Below are 22,660 nucleotides of genomic sequence, written 5' to 3' on the forward strand. Positions count from 1 at the left end.
AAAAAGGTGGCTTGCATGCTTTAACAGCGGGTTCCTGAGCGGGAAAAAAAGACCCGAAACGGACGGCGTCTTCACTCGGGGGAGTACCACTATATGCACGACTTTATTCAGTGATTCAACCCTTTATCCAGCTTGCTCGCGCCCTGATGCCGGCTGGTGCCAGCAGGCGCCTGGCCGCTCAAGCCTGGCTGAGAGCCATCTGTTGCCAGCAGCTCACGAAGGGTGAGCAGGGCACCGTCAAAATCAAACACTTTCAGCTGGCGAGCCAGGATCTCGCCTGGCGTCCCCAAGGCGAGTAGCAGAGGGGCCGCATACTGCTCAAACAGCGGGATCACGGCGGTGTCGCTCTGCACCAGCAACTCCTCAATCTGGCGCAGCAGCTGCTGTTGCCAGTGGCCGCCAAGCGGTGCGGCATTCGCTGCGGGGCTGGGGTCTTCCTCCCCCAGCAGACTTGGCAGTTCGCTGAGGAGGCGAGCGATCGGTGCCATCCGCTCGGCCAGGGTCTGGCTGTTGTTGGCCAGATCCTGCTCCAGTTGTTGGCTCTGGGCGGCCAGTTCCACCAGCCCAAGGGTGCTGGCCACCCCGCGCAGGGTGTGGATCAGCCGGCTGGCGGCCGGCCTGTCGCCAGCATGCAGATGGCTCTCCAGCTGCTGCATGTCCTGACTGTGCTCGCTGGCGAAGTGGCGCAGCAGGGCGACGTATTTGCTCTGGTTGCCCTGCAGCGCCGCCAGCCCCTGTTGCAGATCCAGCCCGGGCAGATTTTGCAGGCGGGTGAGGGGGCCAGTCAGCAGGTCGGTCGTCCGCCGCTGGTATTTGGGGGCGGCAGCCGTGCTGTTGGGCAGCCACTGCTGCAGCGCCTCGAACAGCTTGGCGGGAGTCACCGGTTTGGCGATGAAATCGTTCATGCCGGCGGATTCGCAGGCCTTTCTGTCCTCTTCGAAGGCACTGGCGGTCAGCGCCAGGATGGGAACCTGCTCCCAGCCCGGCAGGGCGCGGATGGCCCGGGTGGCGCTATAGCCGTCCATCAGCGGCATCTGTATGTCCATCAGGATGAGATCGAACGGGTGCTGGCTGACGCGCTCCAGCGCCTCCTGGCCATTGACCGCCGTCTCGATGACGAGGCCGCTGTTGTTGAGCAGCTCCAGCACTACCTCACGGTTGATGGCGTTGTCTTCCACCAGCAATACCCTGGCGTGGTTGGCAAAGAACAGGGCCTGCTGCACCGTCTGCTCGAGCGCTGCCGGTTGCTGCGGTTCGCCCTGACCCACCGCGAGGCGGGCGGTAAACCAGAAGCAGCTGCCCTTGCCAAGGGTACTGGTGACCCCGACTTCCCCGCCCATCAGGGTGGCAAGCCGGCTGGTGATGGCAAGCCCAAGGCCGGTGCCGCCATATTTGCGGGTGGTGGAGACATCCGCCTGCTCGAAAGCCTGGAACAGCTTCTCGCTCTGCTCCGGGCTGATGCCGATGCCGGTATCTTCCACCTCGAAGCGCAGCAGATAGCCGCCGGCAAGCGGGTGATCCACCCGGACTCGCAGGGTGACCGAGCCCTGTTCGGTGAATTTGATGGCGTTGGCCGCGTAGTTGAGCAGCGCCTGACGCAGGCGGGTGATGTCGCCGTGCACCCAGGCCGGGGTATCGCCGATGTCGACTATGATGGTGAGCCCCTTGGCGCGCGCCTGCTCGCTCATCAGGGCGCTGACGTTGTCCAGCATGGCGGTAAGGGAGAAGTCGCTCTGCTCCAGCGCCATCTTGCCTGCGTCGATCTTGGAGAGATCCAGGATGTCGTTGATGATGGTGAGCAGGTGCTGGGCGGCGTTGTCGATCTTTTCCAGTCGATCCTGCTGGGTGTGATCCGGCGTGTCGCGCTTTAGCAGGTAGGTGAGCCCCAAAATGGCGTTCATCGGGGTGCGGATCTCGTGGCTCATGTTGGCCAGGAAGGCACTCTTGGCGCGGTTGGCACTCTCTGCCCGTTGATGGGCCTGAGCCAGCTGCAGGGTGCGCTCGTTGACCATCTCCTCCAGGTGGTAGCGGTACTGATCGAGTTCCTCGCCGAGCTGCTTCTTCTCGGTGATGTCGGCCTGCACCGTCACGTAGTGGGTGACGGCCCCGTTCTCCTGGCGAATGGGAGAGACGGTGGCGAGCACCTGATAGTGGGAGCCATCCTTGCGCCGGTTGATGAATTCGCCGTGCCAGCGCTGGCCGCGCTTGATGGCATCCCACAGGGCGATATAGGTGGCCTTGGGGGTGAGGCCGGAGCGCAGCAGGGAAGGGGTCTGTCCTATCACCTCGCTCTGCTGGTAGCCGCTGGCGGCCAGGAAGGCGACGTTGACATATTCGATGTGGGCCTGGGTATCTGTGATGAAGACGCCATCCGGGCTCTGCTCCAGGGCGAGCGAAAGCTGGCGCAACTGCTGCTCGGCCTGCTTGCGCTCGGTGATGTCGAGGTGGATGCCGAGCAGGCGCAGCGGGCGCTGCTGGGCATCCCGGTAGATGCTGCCCTTGCTGCTGAGCCAGCGTACGTCGCCGTTTGGCAAGAGGATCCGAAATTCGATCTCGATGGGTTTGCCGCTTGCCGGCAGCTCGGCCAGCAACTTGTCGAGGCGGGGCTTGTCGTCCGGGTGCAGGCAGCTGTGCCACTGCTTGAACTCGCTGAGCTGTTCGGCGCTGCGACCATAGAGGCGGGCGCATTCGGGCGAGAAGAAGAGCCGGCCACCCTGCATGTTCCACTCCCAGATCCCGACGTGGGCACCCTCCTGGGCCATCAGCAGCCGCTGCTCGCTCTCGCGCAGTGCACTGCTGGTGGTTTCGGCGCGGATGCGGGCGCTGATGGCGTCGTCCATCAGGTTGAGTGCCGCCAGCCTGGCGCGGCGCTGGGTATCGAGCGCCACCTGCTGGTTGTGCAGCAGTTGCTGCTCGGCCAGCTTGCGTTCGGTGATGTCCTGCACCGTGCCATACAGCTCGACGATGGTGCCGTCGTTGGCGCGCAGGGCGGCGCCACGGGCGATGATCCAGATGGGTTCGCCCTGCTCGTGGATCACCTCGGCATCGCACTCGTAGGGCAGGCCATCCTGCAGACAGCGCTCGACCGACTGGGAGATGGCGCGCCAGCCATCCTGGGTGAAGTACTTTCTTACCTCGGGGTAGATGGCCGGGGGTAGTGAGGGATCGCGGCCATAGATGCGGTAGATCTCCGGCGACCAGAAGTGGCTGTCGTCGGCGATGTTCCAGCGCCAGTTGCCGATCTTGGCCAGGTGCTGGGATTCACGCAGGATCCCCTCGTTGCGGCGCAGCGCCTCTTCGGTCTCCTTGCGCTGCTGGTGATCCTCGATGACCGAGATGAAGTAATCCGGTTTTCCCTTGAGATCCTTGACCAGTGCCACTGTCAGGGTGATCCAGAGGACCTCGCCGCCCTTGCGCAGGTAACGCTTCTCCAGGGTGTAGTGCTGCCGTTCGTCTGCCAGCATCTGGGCCACGTAGGTCTGATCGATGAAGAGATCGTCCGGGTGGGTGATCTGCTGGAAGGTCATGCCCATCAGCTCGTCGGCCTGGTAGCCCAGCATGTCGCACAACCGCCGGTTGACCCGCAGCCACTTACCGTCCGGGGAGACCAGGGCGATGCCGACCGCAGCCTGCTCGAAGGTGGCCTGGAAGCGGGTCTCGCTTTGTTGCAGGCGGGACTGGATGCTGCTGAGCTCTTGCCAGCGCTGGGTTTCCCGGGCGCGGGAGCGGTGCACGGCTGCGCTGAGCAGGCTGATAAGAACGCCGTTGGCGATCAGAATGCCCCACTGCACCAGATCCTGCCCGGCGCCGATGCGCAGCTCGTGAAGCGGGGCGAGCAGGAAGTAGGTGGTGAGCAGACCGCTCACCAGGGTACAGAGCAGGCCGGGCAGCAGGCCACCGAGCAGGGCGCAGACGGTGATGGGCAGCATGAACAGCACCAGCAGCGGCCGCTCGCCAAAGGCGATGGGCAGCTGGACCCGGATCTGCAGCATTAGCACGGGCAGCAGCACGGCCAGCAGGCAGACACCCCAGCGCTGTCTGGGTTGGCGAGGGTGCACAGTGAAGACCAGCGCGTCATAGGGATTCCTCCGGCGGGGTGGGGGCCTGCGGATAGGGGGGCTGTTGCCCGAGCTGAAGTGACAGCTCGTTGATCTTGTGCTTGAGGGCCAGCATGGCCAGCTCCCGGTCCACCATCACCTTGTTGAACCGCTCCAGTTCATTGTTTTGCTGACGGAGCTCGCTGGCCTGTCGGGTCAGGGCCTGCTCGACCTGTTCGCGTTCGGTGACATCCAGCAGCAGGCCAAGCACGGCGGGCTGGCCGCGATAATCGACACGGCGCCCATAGAGCTCCATCTCGATGTTCTGGTGGTCGTGGTGCAGGGCGGTGAAGCGGGTGTGGATCTCGCTGTCTTCCTGTTCGCAGCGCTGCAATTGCTCAGCCACCCTGGCGCTGTCTTTCGGACTGGCGAGGGCGTGCAGGGTGCCAATTTTGAGCAGGGTGGCGGTCGAGGCGTAGCCGAACAGGCGGGCAAAACCTGGGTTGATGTAACAGAGCTGGCCCTGCTGGATGATGTAGATGCCGGCCAGTGACTGTTCCACCAGGGCGCGAAACAGCCCCTCCCGCTCGCGCAGGCCCGCTTCGGCCCGCTTGAAATCCGTGATGTCGCGAGAGATGCCGAAGATGCCTATCACCTGGCCATCGCTGTCTTGCAGCGGCCCCTTGGTGGCGAGAAACACCCGCTCGCCGCCTGGCAGGGTCAGGTACTCCTCCTGAGTCTGTACCCGGTTGTTGGCGATCACCTGTTCACCCAGCGCCATCAGCATGCGGGCCTGATCGGGGGGAAAGATGGCCATGTCGTCCTGACCCAGCATCTCGCTGGCCGATTTGCCGACGAACTGGCTGGCGGCGCGATTGAACAGGATGTATTTGCCCTCTCTGTCCTTGGCGAAGATGGCATCTTCCGAGCTGTCGGCGATGGCGGAGAGCAGTTGCAGCGCCTGCAGGCGGCCGGCCTGGGATTGGCGAACCTGCTCGGCCATCTGCAACCGGGTGTGCTGGCGCAGCAGCACAATGCCGGTGTTGGCGATAAGCAGCACCAGCAGGCCAATGAGCCCGATCCAGATGCTCTCTTTGAGCTCCGCCCGGGTGAGTTCGGCCTTGTCTATCTTGGCCAGCAGATACCAGTCGGTGCCCATGACCGGCTGTACGGTGCCAAACACCGGCGTGTTGCGGTAATCCTTGCCAAAGAAGAGCGCCTTGTCCTCTTCATTGCGGCTCTGCTGCAGGAACTGGACTGCCAGCAACTCCTTGCTGCTGACGGGCAAATGCAGGGTGAGAGCCGAACCGGGGCGATAGCGCACATCGTTGAGAAACTGGATCTGATCGCCGCTGCGGCGAAACAGCAGGGCCTCCCCACTGCTGTCCGGCACCGGCCATGATTTGAGAATGTTGTTGAGCCAGTCACTGCGGCTTATCTGCAGCACGATGAAAGGCGACTTGTCGCCCGCCATGGGGAGCGGGGCGATAAAGTCGAGGCGGGCTTGACCCTGCTCGTCCAGATAGGGGCCGACCCGGGTGATGCTGCCGCTTTTTGCGTCCTTCAATGCCGCGCGCAACTGGGCGCTCAGGCCGCTGGCATCCGGGGTGTGCCACAGCAAGTTGCCCTCTGGCGAGAGCACGCTGGCGGCACTGAAGCGGCGAATGGAGATAAATTCGTCCAATTTGGTCATCAGGTTGGCATGACCGGCCCGGGTGGCCTGGGCTTCGCGATAGAGGGCCGCATACAGCGGGTTTTCAAACAAAATGTGGGCGTCAAATTCCCGGGCGCTGAGCCATTCGGTGATGCGCTTGCTCTTGAGATCGGCAATGGTCTCGAGCCGGGCGGCCTCCTTGTCCTGGGTCAGGTTGATGTTCTGGGCGATGGCCATGGCGGTCAGGGCCAGGATCAGGCCGTTGAGCAGCACGAATGGCAACAGCTGGCGCCGGGAAGGGGTGGTGGTCACCGTCGGCTGGTCGATACGCCGGCGCAGCATGGTATAGAGCATGGTGGCGGTGATGAGGATGAACAGCCACCCCTTGATGGTGCTGGCCAGCGCGAATTGGGCCGGGGTGCTGAACAGCCACTCCACGGCCTTGTCGGAGAGCAGGATCCACAGGCTCGCCACTGCGGCATAGGTGAGCACGACGTTGAGCACATGGGCCCGGGTCAACGAGGGCTGCTCAGCCATGTCTGGCCTCATTGTCATCCTGGTAGCGCTCGGCGATGGCGACGAACTGCTCGAAGTAGTTGTCAAACGCCGTCACCACATCCGGGTCGAAATGCTGGCCGCTGCCGGAGAGGATCAGGGCGCGCGCCTCCTCATAGGGCATGGCCGCCTTGTAGACCCGCACATTGATGAGCGCATCGAACACGTCCGCCAGTGCCATCAGGCGGGCCGAGAGCGGGATGGCGTCCCCTTGCAGGCCGTCGGGATAGCCGCTGCCATCCCATTTCTCGTGATGCCAGTGGGCTATCTCCTTGGCCAGGGTGAGAAACACCAGCGGCTGCTCGATATCCCGTTCGGCCTCTTCGATGGCGTCGCTGCCGAGCTTGGCGTGGGTGCGCATGATCTGCCACTCCGCCGGGGTCAGCTTGTCCGGCTTGAGCAGGATCTGATCCGGAATGCCCACCTTGCCGATGTCGTGCAGCGGCGCCGAGCGGCTCAGCAAATCGATGTAGCGGGGGGTCAGGGTGTCGGTAAAACGGGGGTGACTGGCCAGTGCACAGGCCAGTTGCCTGACATAGCCCTGAGTGCGCAAGATGTGATTGCCGGTCTCGGGGTCGCGGATCTCCGCCAGATGGGCGAGCGCCCGGATGGAGACTTGCTGGATGAGGTCGTTCTCGGTCATCCGGCGTGCCACCTCGGCCTCCAGCGCCGCGTTCTGATTCTGCAGGCCGTCGCGGGCCTGTTTGGCCTCCAGCTGGGTGCGTACCCGCGCCTGGACGATGGCCGGTTTGATGGGTTTGGTAATGTAGTCGGCGGCTCCCAGCGACAGGCCGTACTCCTCGCTCTGGGGGTCGGCGAGGGCGGTGAGCAGCACCACTGGAATACGACTGGTTGCAGGGGTAATACGCAGCTGTTTGAGCACCTCATAGCCGTCCATGCCAGGCATCATCACATCCAGCAGGATGAGATCCGGGATTGTCTTGCCAGTGGCGATCCGCAGACACTTCTCCCCGCTCTGGGCGGCGAGCACCCGATAGGTGGGAGAGAGCAGGTCGGTCAGCACCATCAGATTTTCGGGTGAGTCATCGACAATCAGGATGGTGGCGGAGTGAGATGTAAACATAGGTCCTCCGTGACGTTGTCTCAGTGAATTCGAGTATAGAGTCAATTGTTACCAAGTAATAAGGACTTACCTCGATTTACCCCTTGATGAAGAGGCTTCCGGCCGGACGGCCCGGCAGGGAGCCTCTCTCTCAATCGACGTCCTGATGGCGACGCTGCGGCTTGCTTACAGGCTGCCATTTCCCCAGCAGGCGATGGCATCCCCTACCGAGAACTTGCCCTCCAGCAGGGCGCGGCCGAGGATGATCCCCTTGACCCCTGAACCCTTGAGCGCCTCGATGTCTTCGATGCCGCCAATGCCGCCGGAGGCCTGAAAACCGACGCTCGGATAGCGGGCGCAGAGATCCCGGTAGAGCTCGATGTTGGTGCCTGAGAGGGTGCCGTCACGGCTGATGTCGGTGCAGAGCACGTGCTTGAGCCCGGCGGGCAGAAAGCGCTCGATCAGCGCTTCGATGGTCACCCCGCTGTTCTCCTGCCAGCCGGCCACCGCGATATGGCGATTGCCCTGGGCATCAATGTTGACGTCCAGCGCCAGCACGATGCGCTCGGGGCCGTATTTCTCCATCCAGCTGGCCACCAGATCCGGCGATTTGACGGCGGTGGAGCCGATCACCACCCGGCTGGCGCCGGCGGCCAAGAGGTCTGCCACATCCTGCTCGCTGCGCACGCCGCCCCCCACCTGCACCGGTGCTTCGGTGGCCGACAGCAGCTGGGCGATGAGGGGGAGCTGGCGCGCTTTGGCATCCTTGGCACCGTCAAGGTCCACCAGATGCAGTTGCACCGCCCCTTGGGAAACATATTCGTCGAAGCGGGCCTGCGGGCTGTCGCTGTAGGCGGTCTTCTGGCCGTAGTCGCCCTGATAGAGCCTCACGACTTGGCCGTTAATCAGATCAATGGCTGGGATAATCATCCTTGTTACAGCTCCAAAAAGTTTTGCAGTAGGCGGGCACCGGCCGCGCCGGAGCGCTCCGGGTGGAATTGGGCACCAAAGAAATTGCTGTGCTCTGCAACCCCGCCCACGATGGCGGTGAAAGGCTTGCCGTAGTCACAGGTCGCCAGCGTCGCTTCGGTCACCTCCAGCGCATAGGAGTGCACGAAGTAGAAGTAGCTGCCGCTCGGGATCCCCTTGAGCAGAGGATGGCTCTCGTCGTGCTCAATCTGGTTCCAGCCCATGTGGGGCAGGCGCAGGTTGCCCACCTCCATCAGCTTGATCCTGCCCGGCACTATGCCAAGGCAATCGATCAAGGCATGGGTCTTGCCATCGGCCGCCATACTCTCTTCGGACGCCTCCGCCAGCATCTGCATGCCGAGGCAAAAACCCAGCAGCGGCTGCTTGGCGGCGCGAATGAGCGGCACCAGCCCCCGTTCGTTGAGATTTTTCATGGCGGCTACCGCAGTGCCGACGCCGGGCAGGATCAGCTTGTCCGCCCGCTCGATGTCGGCAGCCTCGCGGGAGACCCGCGGCTGCACGCCGAGGCGCTCGAATGCCATGCGCACCGAGGCGAGGTTCGCGCAGCCGGTGTCGATAATGACCAGCTTCTGCTTGCTTATATCCATCACAGCACTCCCTTGCTGGAGGGAAGCTCGCTCCCTTCCACTCGAATGGCCTGACGCAGGGCGCGGCCAAAGCCTTTGAACAGCGCCTCCACCTGGTGGTGGGTGTTGCCGCTGCCCACCTTCATCTGCAAGGTGATGGCCATGGCGTCCGAAAGGGAGCGGAAGAAGTGGGGCACCATCTCGGTGGCCATCTCGCCCACGCTGTCGCGGCCAAAACCGCTCGGGCAGTCGAACACGAAGTAGGGGCGGCCGCTCAAGTCGAGCGCGGTGGCCACGTCCAGCTCGGTCAGCGAGGGGGCCTGGGCACTGTCATTGGCGCCGTCAACCAGGCGGGGGCGACCGTCGATCACCGCCTGCACCTCGTCCATCGCCAGCACGAAGCCGAAGCGGCCGATGCCGCGCTTGCTGCCAAGGGCCTGGCGCAGCGCCTGACCCAGCGCCAGCCCGACATCTTCCACCGTGTGGTGATCGTCGATGTGCAGATCGCCGCTCACTTTGAGCTTGAGCCGAAAACCTGCGTGGGTCGCTATCTGATCCAGCATGTGATCAAAGAAGCCGATGCCGGTGGCGATCTGGTTGCCGCCGCTCTTGTCCAAATCCACTGCAACCTGAATGCGGGTCTCCTTGGTGTAACGCTCCACCGAGGCGGTACGCCCCTTGGACAGCAGCTGATCACGGATGGCAAGCCAGTCGTGATCCTGCGGGTGGTAGCGAATGCCGCGAATGCCCATGTTGTCGGCCAGTTGCAGATCGGTCTGTCTGTCACCGATCACGAAGGAGTTGGCAAAGTCGATGCGACCGGAGGCGAGATACTCCTTCACCAGCCCGAGGTGGGGCTTGCGGCAGCTACAACCGTCGGTGGGGAAGTGCGGGCAGATCAGCACCTGCTCCCAGTTCACCCCTTGCGATTCAAACAGGTGCATCATCAGGTCGTGGGGGGGCTGGAAGTTCTCCAGCGGCAGGCTGGCTGTGCCCAGCCCATCCTGGTTGGTCACCATCACCAGCACGTAGCCGGCGGCCTGCAATTCGCGCAGCACTGGAATGACCATGGGCTCGAAGCGCAGCTTGGCGAGGCTGTCCACCTGCTTGTCGGTCACCGGCTCTTCAATCAGGGTGCCGTCGCGGTCGATAAACAAAAACGGGGTCTTCATCGCTACATCCTTGTCTTAAAAAGAGGGAGAGGGCAAATCACGCAATACCGCCAGTACGGCGTCCATCTCGCCCTGATAGCCGATGGTGACGCGAATGCTGTTGTCCAGGCCCGGCTTGCTGGAGAAATCCCGCAAGATGATGCCGGCAGCCTTCATGGCGACAAAGACGGTGGCGCCATCCACAAAGCGCACCAGCACGAAGTTGCCCTTGTCCTCGAACACCTCTTTCACGCAGGGCAGGGTTGCCAGCGCGGCCTTGAAGGCGGCTTTTTGCTTGTTGAGCTCCACCACTCGCTCCTGCATCAGCTCCAGTCCTATGGGGGAGAGGGCCTGCGCCGCGATCTGGGCGATGGGCTCGGGGATGGGATAGGGGGCGATCACCTTGGCCAGCATGGCGATCACCTCGGGGCTTGCCAGCGTAAAGCCACAGCGGATACCCGCCAGGGCAAAGGCCTTGGAGAGGGTGCGGGTCACCACCAGATTGGGGAAGCGGGCCAGCAGGTCCACCACGGACGCCTCGGGGCAGAACTCGATATAGGCCTCGTCCACCACTACGATGGCGCGATCCCGGGCTTTCTCCAGCAGGGCGATGAGACCGTCGCGACCCACCAGACCCCCGGTGGGATTGTTGGGGGAGCAGAGAAACACCAGTTTCACGTCGGACAGGCGATCGGCAATGGCGGGCCAGTCAGGCTGGCGGCTGGCGGTCAGCGGCTGCTCGACGATACCGACACCGCAGGTCTCGGCGCTGATGGCGTACATGCCGTAGGTGGGCGGGCAGATCAGGATCTGATCTTCACCCGCTTCGCAGAAGGTGCGGATCAAGAGCTCAATGGCCTCGTCGGCGCCGCGGCTCACCAGCACCTGATCGGGGTTGACCCCGGCGTAGGCGGCATAGCCGTTCACCACCTCGGCCGGCTGGCACTCGGGGTAGCGGTTGAGACGGCTGCCCTCGATGGTGAAGGGATAGGCCAGCGGCGCCTCGTTGGCGTTGAGCCAGACGTGGCCTTTGCCGCCGATGCGGCGAGCGGATTGATAAGGGGTGAGGGCCCGCACCACGCGGCGCGCCAGGTTGGCAATGCTCATGACAAATCCTTCTGCTGTGCTGTTTGTTGGGACGCGGCGGCCAGGGCGTTCAACCTGAGGGTGACGGCGTTCTTGTGACCATCAAGCCCTTCGGCCTGGGCGATGCGTTCGACGATGGGCCCAAGGCCCTGAATGCCGCGCTCGCTCAGCTCCTGCACCGTGTAGCGGCGCTGATAATCGGCGAGGCCCAGGCTCGAGCAGGTACGGGCATAGCCATAGGTGGGCAGGGTGTGGTTGGTACCGCTGGCGTAATCGCCGACTGATTCCGGTGTCCATGCCCCAAGGAAGATGGAGCCGGCATTTTCAAGCTGATCCAGTAGATCACGGGGAGCGCGGGTCTGCACGATCAGGTGCTCCGGGGCGTAGGCGTTGGAGATGGCGCAGGCTTCTGCCAGATCGTCGCAGAGGATCACCAGACTGCTGCCCAGCGCCTGCGCGGCGATATCGCGCCGAGTCAACTTGGCCAGCTGGCGCTTGATCTCGCCGTTGATGGCGTCGGCCAGCAGCGGCGAGGTGGTCACCAGCACCACCTGACTGTCGGGGCCGTGTTCGGCCTGGGAGAGCAGATCCGCCGCCACGAAGGCGGGGTTGGCGCTCTCGTCGGCAATGACCAGCACCTCGGAGGGGCCGGCGGGCATGTCGATGGCGGCGCCGCGCCAGTCGCGGGATACCTGCCCCTTGGCTTCGGTCACATAGGCGTTGCCCGGGCCGAAGATCTTGTCCACCTTGGGAATGGTTTCGGTGCCGTAGGCCATGGCGGCGATGGCCTGGGCGCCGCCAATGGCGAACACCTTCTCGACCCCGCAGGCGCGGGCGGCGAACAGGATCTCGTCGCTGGCCGGGGACGGGGTGCAGAGCACCACTTCACGGCAACCGGCGATAGCTGCTGGAATGGCCAGCATCATCACGGTGGAGGGGAGCGGCGCGCTGCCCCCCGGCACATAGAGACCGACCCGGCTGATGGGCTGGGTGCGCAGCTCGCACACCACCCCGGGCTGGGTCTCCACCCGCACTACCGGTTGTACTTGGGCGGCGTGAAAGGTGCGAATGTTGGCGATGGCCGCCTCGATGGCGCCCTTGATGTCGTCACCCAGCCGGGCGCAGGCGGCCTCGATTTCGGCGTCGCTCACTTGCAGTTGCTGGCGCGGGGCGCGCTCGAAGCGCTGGCTCAGCTCGCGCAGGGCCTCGTCGCCCCGGCTGCGTACCGCCGCGATGATCTCCCGCACCACGGCGCCGATGTCGGCCTCGTCACTCAGGGCCGGCCGGGTCAGCACGTCGGCCTGCTGGGCGGGGGAGAGGGTCTTCCAGATCAGGGTCTGCATGATGTCCCTTCCTTATTCCATCATTTTTTCGATGGGCAGCACCAGAATGGAGCTGGCGCCGAGGGCCTTGAGCTGTTCCATGGTCTCCCAGAACAGGGTCTCGCTGGAGACGACGTGCAGCGCCACCTGGTTGGTCTCACCCGCCAGCTGCATGATGGTGGGACGTTCGGCGCCCGGCAGCAGATCGGTGATGGCATCGAGCTTGTCCTTGGGCGCGTGCAGCATGATGTACTTGCTCTCGCGCGCCTGCTGCATCCCCTGAATGCGGGGCAGCAGGGTGTCGATGATCTTCTGCTTGGCATCGGACAAGGGGTTGGGCGCCTGCACCAGTACCGCTTTGGAGCGGTAGATCACTTCCACCTCTTTGAGGCCGTTGGCCTCCAGAGTCGCACCAGTGGAGACCAGATCGCAGATGGCATCGGCCAGGCCTGCACGCGGAGCCACTTCCACCGAACCACCCAGCATCACGCTCTTGAAACCGAGCCCTTTTTCGTCGAAGAAGCGCTTGAGCAGCCCCGGGTAGGAGGTGGCGATACGCTTGCCGGCGAGGCTCTGTGGCCCGGTGTAGGTGACGTCGTCCGGTACCGCCAGGGAGAGGCGGCAGCCGCCGAAGTCGAGCTGCTTGAGGGTCTTGACCGCAAAGGGCTGGCCCTGGGAGGCACGGATGAGCTGCACCTCTTCCAGCACGTTCTCGCCGATGATGCCAAGGTCGACCACCCCTTCCATCACCAGCCCCGGGATGTCGTCATCGCGTACCCGCAGGATGTCGATGGGCATGTTCTCGACATGGGCGATGAGGCGCTGTTCGCGCAGGTTGATCTTGAGGCCGCAGCTCTTGAACAGGGCCTGGGAGTCCTGGCTCAGACGACCGGATTTTTGCATGGCGATGCGCAGACGTTGTGTTTCCATTGCTCGATTTCCTTCTAGTCAAAAACGAAAAAGCCCTCGGAAGTCAGTGCTTCCGAGGGCTTATGAATCTTGCGGTCCTTTTGGAAGTCACCAGTTAAGTGTCTTCCAGCAGTCAACCTCCTGAAAGACTATTCGGGATGATGATGGTGGTGATGAGTCTTCAGGCTGGTGAACTGCATGTAATCAATCCTTTACAAATAAGATGTCGTAGTTGACGCCCGATTTAAACTACCTGCCTTGACGGAAAAAGCAACCGGAAAATGTGATTTGGTCGATTAAAGTTGAGAAAACGGTTTTCTGGTCGATAACTAGACAAGGTGAGCCAGAGGAGGCGACATCATGCCCAGTCAGGACCTGTTATTCCCCATTCTGCCCCGGGCGCCGGCCGCCCCGAGCAGTGACGACATCAAGCGGGAAGTGACCCAGATCAGCCAGAAGCATCAGCTGCGCAAGACCAGCACTGACAACGGTGACTCCCAGCAGCGCCAGCAGCCTTATCCATCGGCCAAGCGTGATCAGCCGGCACCTGAAGAGGATGATCACAAACCGGATCCCGATCACCAGATCGATCTCTTCGTCTAGGCGCAGAATCAGTCCCGCTTTTGCCACACTTTTGGCATAATGTTCCCTTTTGCTGCGGGACGCCCTTTTGACCATCCAGACCCTGTTCAAGCCAGACGGCCCTCTGGCCAGCCATATCGACGGCTTCAAAGCCCGTGCCCCGCAACTGGAGATGGCCGAGGCGGTGGCGCGTGCCATCAAGGAGCATGGTCGCTTGCTGGTGGAGGCGGGCACCGGTACCGGCAAGACCTACGCCTACCTGGTGCCGGCGCTGGAATCCGGCAAACGGGTGGTGATCAGCACCGGCTCCAAGAACCTGCAGGAGCAACTTTTCTACCGGGATCTCCCCACCATCACGGGGGCGCTCTCCTACACCCCGCCGGTGGCCCTGCTCAAGGGGCGCAGCAACTATCTGTGCATCGAGCGGATGAACCGGCTGCTCAGCGAATCCCACCTGCAAAAACCGGAAGTGCTCAATGATCTGGTCAAGGTGAAGTCCTGGTCCACCGCCACCGACAACGGCGACGTGGGGGATATTCCGGGGCTGCAGGAGAACGCCGAAATCCTCGCGCACGTCACCAGCACCAATGAAAATTGCCTCGGTCGCGACTGCCCCTATTACGACGACTGCCATCTGGTGGTGGCTCGCCGCCGTGCCATGGATGCCCAGGTGGTGGTGATCAACCACCATCTCTTCTTTGCCGACATGGCGGTCAAAGACACAGGTTTCGGCGAGCTGGTGCCCGAAGCGCAGGTCTACGTGTTTGACGAAGCGCACCAGCTGCCCGAGATCGCCACCAACTACTTCGGTAAATCGGTGGGCAGCCGCACCATTTTGGATCTGGCGCAGGATATCCAGCTCGCCTATCGGGCCGAGGCCCACGACATGGCCCAGCTCGGCAAGGCGGCCGACCGGCTCGCCATCGCCAGCCAGGATCTGCGGCTTGCCTTCGGGGTGGACGGTGGGCGCGGCAACACCCGCGACATACTGCGCCAGCCGCTCTGGGGCCAGGCGCTGGCCCGCCTCAACGATGCCCTCGGGCTCTGTTACGAGGTGCTGAAACTGGCGCTCGGGCGCGGCGAGCAGCTGGACCACTGTTTCGAGCGCATCAGTGAGTTGCGCACTCGGTTGGGAGAGGTATTGGCCATCAACCAGACGGGCTTCTCCTACTGGTACGACTGCTCGCGGCTGCACTTTACCTTCAACCTGACCCCGCTGTCGGTGGCCGAGCGCTTTGGTGCCGAGGTGCTGCGCCCAGAGGTCGCCTGGGTGTTTACCTCGGCCACCCTGACGGTGGACATGCGCTTTGATCACTTCAAAGCCGAGCTGGGGTTGGCCGGCAGCGCCGAGCTTATTCTCGACAGCCCGTTCGACTATGGCGAGCAGGCGCGGCTGTGCGTGCCACGCTTTCTGCCTGAGCCCAATGCCTTTGGCCGTGGCGAGCAGCTGGCCAATCTGATGATCCCGCTCATCAACAAGACGCCGGGGGGCTGTTTCTTTCTCTGTACCAGCCATCAGGTGATGCGCCAGGTGGCCGAGGTGCTGCGCCGGGAGATTGGGCGCACCGTCCTGCTGCAGGGAGAGGACAACAAGCAGCGATTGCTCAAGGAGTTTGTCGAGAATGGCCGCGCCGTGCTGGTGGCGACCAGCAGCTTCTGGGAGGGGATCGACGTGCGGGGGGCGGCGCTCTCCTGTGTTATCATCGACAAGCTGCCGTTTGCCAGCCCCGATGATCCGCAGCTTAAAGCGCGAGTGGATGACTGCAAGCTCAGGGGCGGCGATCCCTTCGCCGATATCCAGCTGCCCAAGGCGGTGATCGCCTTGAAACAGGGGGTGGGGCGGCTCATCCGTGATCGCAGTGATCACGGAGTACTGGTCATTTGTGATCCCCGCATGGTCAACAAGCCCTACGGCGCCACCTTCATCAAGAGTCTGCCCGCCATTCCACGGACCCGGGAGCTGGCGATGCTGGGGAATTTCTTCGAGCAGCAGGCGCTCGCCGGGCGGTGATCGTGTTTGCGCTGGCGTGGCCGGCCAAACCTTGCAACATTTTGAAAAACTGCTGGCACTGTCTGCTTGCAGATTATGTAATTGACTGATTTTATAGAGATTGGAAAGCATGAACGAGTTGAAGATCCTGGCCGTTGATACCGCCACCGAAGCCTGCTCCGCCGCCTTGCTGGTGGGGGAGCAGGTGTTCTCCCGCTGGGAGGAGGCGCCGCGGGATCACACCCGCAAGATCCTGCCCATGGTTCAGGCTGTGTTGGACGACGCCGGGATAACCTTGGATGAGCTCGATGCCATTGCCTTTGGTCGTGGTCCCGGCTCCTTTACCGGGGTGCGTATCGGCATCGGTGTGGCGCAGGGCCTGGCCTTTGGGGCCGGCGTGCCGCTGATCGGCATCTCCACCCTGGCCGCCATGGCGCAAGGTGCCCATCGTCTGAATGGTGCCGAACAGGTGCTGACCGCCATCGATGCGCGGATGAACGAGGTCTATTTCGGCCGCTATGAGCTGATCGATGGCCGCATGCAGCTGGTGGGCGACGAGGTGGTGAGCGAGCCCGCGGCACTGGTTGACGTCCGTGGCAAGCTGGCGGGTCGAGTGACCTGCGTCGGCACCGGTTTTGAGACCTATGGCGAGATTTTGAGTGGTCTTGCCTACGAGCTGGTAGCGAGTCAGGTGCGTTTCCCGGCGGCGCTGGACATGCTGCCGCTGGCGCGCAGCGCCTGGCTGGCTGGCGAGGCGGTGGCGGTGGAGCAGGCGACACCGGTCTATTTGCGTGACAAGGTGACCTGGAAGAAGCTGCCGGGTCGCGAATAAGGGCGGGAGTGGCAGGCATGTCGCTCACGCCGCAGGGAACATGCCCCATTGCGGGTGGTTGACAGGCCGGTTTCATCTGGCCAGAGGAGCGTGACATGTTGAAGCGTGCAATGGTGATGGGGGCAGCGGGGCTCTTGCTCGGTGCCTGCAGCTCGGTTCCGAAAGAGCTGGCCTATGAGCCCGCCAACCAGCTGGTAGCCTACCAGCCGGCCCTTGCCGGCCTGGAGGGCAAACCGGCCCGCTGGAGCGGGGTGATCTCGGCGGTACACAACAAGGCGGATCAGAGCGTCATCGAGGTGGTCTATCTGCCGCTCAAGTCCAACGGGGTGCCGGAGCAGACCGAGCAGAGCCCGGGTCGTTTTCTGGCCATCATGCAGGGCTTTGTCGATCCGACTCTCTATGCCAAGGGGCGCAGCCTGACGGTGCTCGGCACCATCGACAAGCCGCTCGACAGCCAGATAGGCGAGCACAAATACCGCTTCTCGGTGCTCAAGGTGACGGGCAGCAAGCTGTGGCCGCCGGTCAAGGAGGTGGAGGTTCGCTATGTGGATCCCTACTTCTACGACCCCTTCTATGATCCCTACTGGCCGAGACGGCCGCTGCGCCGCTAGGACCGGGAGTGAAGACCGTGCTTCAGGAGCGCTTCCTGATCCTGGCCGATGGCCGCCGGGTGGCCTTGCTTGAGAGCCAGCCAGCGTTGGGTGAGCAGACCAGCAAACCCTTGCTGGTTGCGCTGCATGGCTGGCTCGACAACAGTGCGAGCTTTGTGCCCCTTGCCCCTTATCTGACCCACTGTCAGCTGGTCTGCATCGATCTGCCGGGGCACGGTCACTCGGATCACAAGAGCACGCCCTATGTCTTCGTCGACTGGCTGGACGATCTCTACCAGATCGCCCAGGCGGCGGGCTGGACGGCATTCACGCTGCTTGGCCACTCCCTCGGGGCCTTGATCGCTTCCGCCTATGCCGGGGTCTTTCCCGAGCAGGTGGAGCGACTCATCCTGCTGGAGGGGCTCGGGCCTCTCAGCCAGCCGGATGAAGCGGTGCCGGAGCAGCTGCGTCGGGCCATCCTCAACCGCAGTCGTACCCGCGAGCGAGCCTCTCAGGGCTTTGCGTCCATCGATGAAGCGGTGGCGGCGCGCTGCAAGGTGGCCGACATTGGCCCGGGTTCGGCACGCCTCATCTGCGAACGGCAACTGGAAGCGCGGGCAGGGCGCTGGCATTGGCGCAGCGATCCTCGTTTGCGGGATCTCTCCCCCATGCGCATGAGCGAAGGGCAGGCCCAGGCGCTGATCCGGGCCATTGCCTGTCCTGTGCTGTTTATCGCCGGCGCAGAGGGTTTTGCCAGCCTGCAGGCACAGTGGCAACAGCGTCATGCCGCGTTTGCCCAGATAGAACGGGTCATTTTGGCGGGAAACCACCATTTTCATATGGAAAATTCGGCAGAGACCGCGGTTTGTATCGAAAAATTTTGTCAAATTCGGTAGAATCGACGGCTTTCAATAATTCCAGGTTTGTCTTCTCCCTCACATTTTTCCGTTGTTAATTTGCTGTTAATTGATGTTGCCCTATGTAAATATGGGCGGCATTAGAGTATGAGCTTAAAACAACTGCTTGAAATGGATGTGAACAGGGACGGAGGCAACACAGTGAGCGCACAGGTGCTAGTTATGCAGGAGAAGTTCGTGGAAAAAGTCTGGCTGAAGCGTTATCCAGAAGGGGTGCCCGCCGAGATCAATCCAGACCAATACAGCTCCCTGGTCGAAATGTTTGAAGAGTCGGTGAACGAATTCGCCGATCAGCCTGCCTTCGTCAACATGGGGCAGACCATTACCTACCGTCGCCTCGAAGAGCAGTCCCGTGCCTTTGCCGCGTACCTGCAAAACGAGCTCAAGCTCAGTCAGGGCGACAGGGTCGCCGTGATGATGCCCAACCTGCTGCAGTACCCCATCGCGGTGTTCGGCATCCTGCGTGCCGGCATGATAGTGGTCAACGTCAACCCGCTCTACACCCCGCGCGAGCTGGAACATCAGCTCAAGGACTCCGGCGCCAAGGCCATCGTCATCGTCTCCAACTTTGCCCATACCCTGGAAAAAGTGGTCTACGACACCCCGGTCAAGCACGTGATCCTGACCCGCATGGGCGACAATCTGGGCCTGGCCAAGGGCACCCTGGTCAACTTCGTGGTGAAATACGTCAAGAAGCTGGTGCCCAAATACAATCTGCCCCACGCCAGCACCATGCGCCAGGCGCTGGCCAAGGGCCGCTATCTGCAGTACATCAAGCCCGAGATCAACAATGACGATCTGGCCTTCCTGCAGTACACCGGCGGTACCACCGGCCTCTCCAAGGGGGCCATGCTGACTCACCGCAATCTCATCGCCAACGTCGAGCAGTGCCTCGGGGTATACGGCCCCATGCTGGAACGGGGCAAGGAGTTCGTGGTCACCGCGCTGCCGCTCTACCACGTGTTTGCATTGACCGTGAACTGCCTGCTGTTCATGCGCATCGGCGGTTACAACCTGCTCATCAGCAACCCGCGCGATATCCCGGGCTTTGTCAAAGAGATCAGAAAGTATCCCTTTACCTGCATCACCGGGGTCAACACCCTGTTCAATGCGCTGGTCAACAATGGCGAGTTCCAGTCGATGGACTTCTCCCGTCTGAAGCTGACCATCGGCGGCGGCATGGCGGTGCAGCGGGCGGTGGCCGAACAGTGGAAAGGGCTGACCGATACGCCGCTGCTGGAAGGCTACGGCCTGACCGAGTGTTCGCCGCTGGTGAGCGTCTGCCCCTATGATCTGCTCGACTACAACGGCTCCATCGGCCTGCCGGTCTGCTCCACCGACATTCGGCTGGTGGATGATGCCGGTCAGGTGATCCACGAGCTTGGCAAACCCGGCGAGATGCAGGTACGCGGCCCGCAGGTGATGAGCGGTTACTGGCAGCGGCCGGAAGCCACCGCCGAGGTGATGCAGGATGGCTGGCTCTGTACCGGCGACATCGCGGTGTGCGACGAGCAGGGCTTCTTCAAGATTGTCGATCGCAAGAAGGACATGATCCTGGTCTCCGGCTTCAACGTCTATCCGAACGAAATTGAAGACGTGGTGGCGCTGCACCCGAAAGTGCTAGAGGTGGCCGCCGTCGGCGTGCCGCACAAGGTCTCCGGCGAGCTGGTGAAGATCTTCGTGGTCAAGAAAGATGCAAAGCTGCAGGAAGACGAGATTATTGCTCACTGCCGCAAACATCTGACTGCCTATAAGGTACCGAAACTGGTAGAATTTCGTGACGAACTTCCCAAGACCAATGTGGGCAAGATCCTGCGCCGCGTGCTGCGCGACGAGGAGATTGCCAAGCAGTAACCGGCGTGGCGCTGCCAAGCAGCCTGCCGTCGTTATGCAAAACCGTGGGTCAGCCCACGGTTTTTTCTTTTGGCCCTGATCAACGCGCAGGCACAGATGCACTATCAACTCATTTCACAGCAAGCCGAACTGGATCAGTATCTCGCCTCCCTGGCCGACGTTCCCCTGGCCATCGATACTGAATTCGTTCGCACCCGCACCTACTATCCCCAGCTGGGCCTGTTCCAGATCTATGACGGTGAGCATCTGGCACTGCTGGATCCGCTGACGCTGGATCTCTCCTCCCTCTGGCAACGGCTCGGCCGGACAGGGCAGATCGCCATCTTGCACGCCTCCGGTGAAGATCTGGAGCTTATCCAGCATCAGGCGGGCCATCTGCCCAACCAGATGCACGACACCCAGCTGGCAGCCGCCTTCCTGGGTTACGGGGTATCGGTCGGTTTTGGCGCCCTTGTTAACGAATTCCTCGCGGTGGAGCTGGAAAAGGATCAGGCCCGCACCGACTGGCTGGCGCGCCCGCTGACTCCCCGTCAGCTCGAGTACGCAGCGGCCGACGTGTTTTATCTGCTGCCGCTCTACGAGAAGGTGATGGCCAAGCTGCATGAGAGCGGCAAGTTCGCCTGGTTCGAGCAGGAGTGCCAGAACCACTCCGCCCGCAAGACCCAGACCAGTGATCCCCGCCAGGCTTATCTCGATATCGTCAATGCCTGGCAACTGGGGCGCCGCGAGCTGGCTATCCTGCGTGAGCTCGCCGCCTGGCGTCAGCAAGAGGCTGTGCGCCGGGATCTGGCCCTCAACTTCGTGGTCAAAGAGCTGCACCTGTTCAAGGTGGCGGAGCGCAGACCGACCTCGCTGCGTGATCTGAACGAGCTGGGGCTAGCCCCCATCGAGATCAAGATCCACGGCAAGCGGATGCTGGATATCGTGGCCGCGGCCCAGCAGAGCGATCCCGACAGCTGGCCCGAGCCCATTCGTCGGCTGGTGGACTACCCCCAGTACAAGGCCGAGCTCAAGCGCATCAAGGGGATGGTGGAAGAGAAGGCCAAGGCCAGCAACATTCCGCCTGAGCTGGTTGCCAGCAAGAAGATCATTCACCAGTACTTCACCTGGAGCTGGCGCATGAGCGACGAAGAGCGCACCCGGGCCGACAAGCCGATGCTGCTGCAGGGCTGGCGCCATGAACTGGTTGGCCACTTGCTGGCACAGTGATCACAAGATAAAAAAAGGGGCCATCGGCCCTTTTTTTGTCGGCGTTACTGCAGCGGATAGCGGTAGCGAGCCAGGATCTGCCCGTACTCCGGGCTCTGCAGCAGGGCCCGGATCGCCTCATCAAGCCGTTGCAGCTGCTGCAGCGTGGTGGTGCGACGACTCAACATCAGGTGGACCGGGGTCTGCTGGATGTCGAGCAGGGTGGTCAGTTGATCGAGGGGGATTCCGGCCAGATTGAGCTGCTGCAACCCCATGGGGTCCATGACAACCCCCTGGATCCGGCCAGCCAGCAGCAGTTTGATCAGCGGTTCCATTTTGAGCCTTACCAGCAGTCGCTGCTGCATCTGGGGTGACTGCATGAAGGTGCGAAAATCGGTGCCGTAATCAAAATCACGCAGCAGGCCGATGGTGAAGTCCGGCCGGGAGAGCAAGTCGGAGAGCCGGGTTATCTCCTGCCAGCGCCCCTTGTCCTGACGGCGGATGAGCAGCACTGTCTCTTCATTGCGATAGGGCAGGGTAAAGCGGGCATACAGGTCGCGCTCGGCGGTCTGGTTGGCGGACATGGTCAGTTGAATGGTGCCGAACTCCAGCTCGCGCAGCACGCGGGCCCAGGGCATCTCGCTGTAGTTGGCGTGAAACCCAGCCCGGTTGAAGATGGCTTCCAGCAGGTCGATATCCAGCCCCTGCAGTTGCTGCTGTTCGTCGCGAAAGCTGAACGGGTGCCAGCTTGACCAGCCCACCAGCAGCGACTCTTGCGCCCAGGCGGAGCAGCACAAACACCATAACAACAAGACTCTGTACACGGAGATGTCCCTGTTCAGCGTGGTTGTTGTTGATTATTGAATAGAAATGTCGGACTGACCAGCCCGCAGGAGAGGATGCACGGACGTGCATCCCTCAGAGTTCGTGGGCGTGGAATCCCTTGCGATAGCGGGCTTCGCAGCGCGGGCAGCGTTGCAGGGTCGGGTCCTGTTCCAGCTGTTCGATGGCCAGCGGCTCCTCGCAGTCGGAACAGAGGCCATAGAGGCCCAGATCCATCTGACAGAGGGCGGCATCGATGCGCTTGAGGCGAGCCACGCTCTGCTCCACCTTGGGCAGGTCGAGACGGCTGGTCAGATCAACCAGTTGATCCCGCTCGCAGTGATCCACCTTTTCTGCCCACTCGTCACGCCGACAGGCTTTGAGCTGACCGATCAGCTCTTCTCTTACTTGCGCCCAGTCAGTCAGCAGGCGATCACGCCACACGGCCAACTGAGCTTGCGTCATTTCACACACACTAGCCCCCAACAGACGAATTACGAATCTGGGGCAGTATAGGGAAGCGACAGGATTATCAAGATGATATGCGTCAAG

The 22,660-nt window shown here is 62.4% G+C and carries 17 protein-coding genes, 1 pseudogene and 1 other annotated feature; of the genes and pseudogenes, 7 read left to right on the top strand and 11 right to left on the bottom strand.

What is annotated here, in order from left to right:
• Nucleotides 1–107: 107 nt before the first annotated feature.
• From C2U40_RS09780 to hisG, 9 genes and pseudogenes are all read right to left on the bottom strand, one after another.
• Nucleotides 108–4,078: pseudogene (locus C2U40_RS09780) on the bottom strand (PAS domain S-box protein).
• Complete coding sequence (locus C2U40_RS09785; protein ID WP_103828035.1) at nt 4,075–6,228, bottom strand: PAS domain-containing protein; 2,154 nt, start codon at nt 6,226–6,228, stop codon at nt 4,075–4,077. The pseudogene C2U40_RS09780 and the gene C2U40_RS09785 overlap by 4 nt, the downstream one beginning before the upstream one ends.
• Nucleotides 6,221–7,330: a response regulator gene (locus C2U40_RS09790; RefSeq protein WP_103828036.1), complete on the bottom strand. Its 1,110-nt coding sequence runs from the start codon at nt 7,328–7,330 to the stop codon at nt 6,221–6,223. Before C2U40_RS09790 ends, C2U40_RS09785 begins: the two co-directional genes overlap by 8 nt.
• Before the next feature lie 165 nt (nt 7,331–7,495).
• The gene (hisA, locus tag C2U40_RS09795) at nt 7,496–8,239 is read right to left on the bottom strand and encodes a 1-(5-phosphoribosyl)-5-[(5-phosphoribosylamino)methylideneamino]imidazole-4-carboxamide isomerase (RefSeq protein WP_103828037.1); all 744 of its coding nucleotides are present in this window, start codon (nt 8,237–8,239) and stop codon (nt 7,496–7,498) included.
• Nucleotides 8,240–8,244: 5 nt separating this feature from the next.
• Complete coding sequence (gene hisH / locus C2U40_RS09800) at nt 8,245–8,886, bottom strand: imidazole glycerol phosphate synthase subunit HisH (RefSeq protein ID WP_029300841.1); 642 nt, start codon at nt 8,884–8,886, stop codon at nt 8,245–8,247.
• The gene (gene hisB / locus C2U40_RS09805) at nt 8,886–10,037 is read right to left on the bottom strand and encodes a bifunctional histidinol-phosphatase/imidazoleglycerol-phosphate dehydratase HisB (RefSeq protein ID WP_103828038.1); all 1,152 of its coding nucleotides are present in this window, start codon (nt 10,035–10,037) and stop codon (nt 8,886–8,888) included. Before hisB ends, hisH begins: the two co-directional genes overlap by 1 nt.
• A 15-nt stretch (nt 10,038–10,052) precedes the next feature.
• The gene (hisC, locus tag C2U40_RS09810; RefSeq protein ID WP_103828039.1) at nt 10,053–11,123 is read right to left on the bottom strand and encodes a histidinol-phosphate transaminase; all 1,071 of its coding nucleotides are present in this window, start codon (nt 11,121–11,123) and stop codon (nt 10,053–10,055) included.
• Nucleotides 11,120–12,445, bottom strand: coding sequence for a histidinol dehydrogenase (gene hisD / locus C2U40_RS09815; RefSeq protein ID WP_103828040.1), 1,326 nt, complete (start codon nt 12,443–12,445; stop codon nt 11,120–11,122). Before hisD ends, hisC begins: the two co-directional genes overlap by 4 nt.
• A 12-nt stretch (nt 12,446–12,457) precedes the next feature.
• Nucleotides 12,458–13,354 (bottom strand): ATP phosphoribosyltransferase, encoded by an 897-nt coding sequence (gene hisG / locus C2U40_RS09820; RefSeq protein WP_017408376.1) that lies wholly within the window; start codon nt 13,352–13,354, stop codon nt 12,458–12,460.
• Nucleotides 13,355–13,378: 24 nt separating this feature from the next.
• Nucleotides 13,379–13,507 (bottom strand) — a sequence feature (His leader region).
• A 186-nt stretch (nt 13,508–13,693) separates the two neighbouring features.
• Here hisG and C2U40_RS09825 point away from each other — a divergent pair.
• The 7 genes from C2U40_RS09825 to rnd all read left to right on the top strand — a co-directional run bounded on the left by C2U40_RS09825 (nt 13,694) and on the right by rnd (nt 21,307).
• Nucleotides 13,694–13,936, top strand: a complete 243-nt coding sequence (locus tag C2U40_RS09825) for a hypothetical protein (RefSeq protein ID WP_011706055.1) — start codon at nt 13,694–13,696, stop codon at nt 13,934–13,936.
• Nucleotides 13,937–14,003: 67 nt separating this feature from the next.
• Nucleotides 14,004–15,926, top strand: a complete 1,923-nt coding sequence (locus tag C2U40_RS09830) for an ATP-dependent DNA helicase (RefSeq protein ID WP_103828058.1) — start codon at nt 14,004–14,006, stop codon at nt 15,924–15,926.
• Nucleotides 15,927–16,035: 109 nt separating this feature from the next.
• Complete coding sequence (tsaB, locus tag C2U40_RS09840; protein ID WP_181014825.1) at nt 16,036–16,737, top strand: tRNA (adenosine(37)-N6)-threonylcarbamoyltransferase complex dimerization subunit type 1 TsaB; 702 nt, start codon at nt 16,036–16,038, stop codon at nt 16,735–16,737.
• 95 nt (nt 16,738–16,832) lie between these two features.
• Nucleotides 16,833–17,348, top strand: coding sequence for a Slp family lipoprotein (locus tag C2U40_RS09845; protein ID WP_016350775.1), 516 nt, complete (start codon nt 16,833–16,835; stop codon nt 17,346–17,348).
• A gap of 8 nt (nt 17,349–17,356) precedes the next feature.
• Nucleotides 17,357–18,223 (top strand): alpha/beta fold hydrolase, encoded by an 867-nt coding sequence (locus tag C2U40_RS09850; protein ID WP_181014826.1) that lies wholly within the window; start codon nt 17,357–17,359, stop codon nt 18,221–18,223.
• 198 nt (nt 18,224–18,421) lie between these two features.
• Complete coding sequence (fadD, locus tag C2U40_RS09855; protein WP_011706061.1) at nt 18,422–20,098, top strand: long-chain-fatty-acid--CoA ligase FadD; 1,677 nt, start codon at nt 18,422–18,424, stop codon at nt 20,096–20,098.
• Between the two features lie 96 nt (nt 20,099–20,194).
• Complete coding sequence (gene rnd / locus C2U40_RS09860; RefSeq protein WP_181014827.1) at nt 20,195–21,307, top strand: ribonuclease D; 1,113 nt, start codon at nt 20,195–20,197, stop codon at nt 21,305–21,307.
• Between the two features lie 44 nt (nt 21,308–21,351).
• Here rnd and C2U40_RS09865 read toward each other — a convergent pair whose 3' ends face one another.
• Both C2U40_RS09865 and C2U40_RS09870 read right to left on the bottom strand, forming a co-directional pair.
• A complete protein-coding gene (locus C2U40_RS09865; RefSeq protein ID WP_103828043.1) occupies nt 21,352–22,110 on the bottom strand; it encodes a substrate-binding periplasmic protein in 759 nt (252 codons plus the stop codon).
• Between the two features lie 94 nt (nt 22,111–22,204).
• Nucleotides 22,205–22,573 carry a TraR/DksA family transcriptional regulator gene (locus C2U40_RS09870; RefSeq protein WP_011706064.1) on the bottom strand — a complete coding sequence of 123 codons (369 nt, stop codon included), beginning with the start codon at nt 22,571–22,573 and terminating at the stop codon, nt 22,205–22,207.
• Between the last annotated feature and the right edge of the window lie 87 nt (nt 22,574–22,660).

Origin of the sequence: Aeromonas sp. ASNIH4 (assembly GCF_002934425.1) — a bacterium.
GTDB classification, from domain to species: Bacteria; Pseudomonadota; Gammaproteobacteria; order Enterobacterales; family Aeromonadaceae; genus Aeromonas; species Aeromonas hydrophila.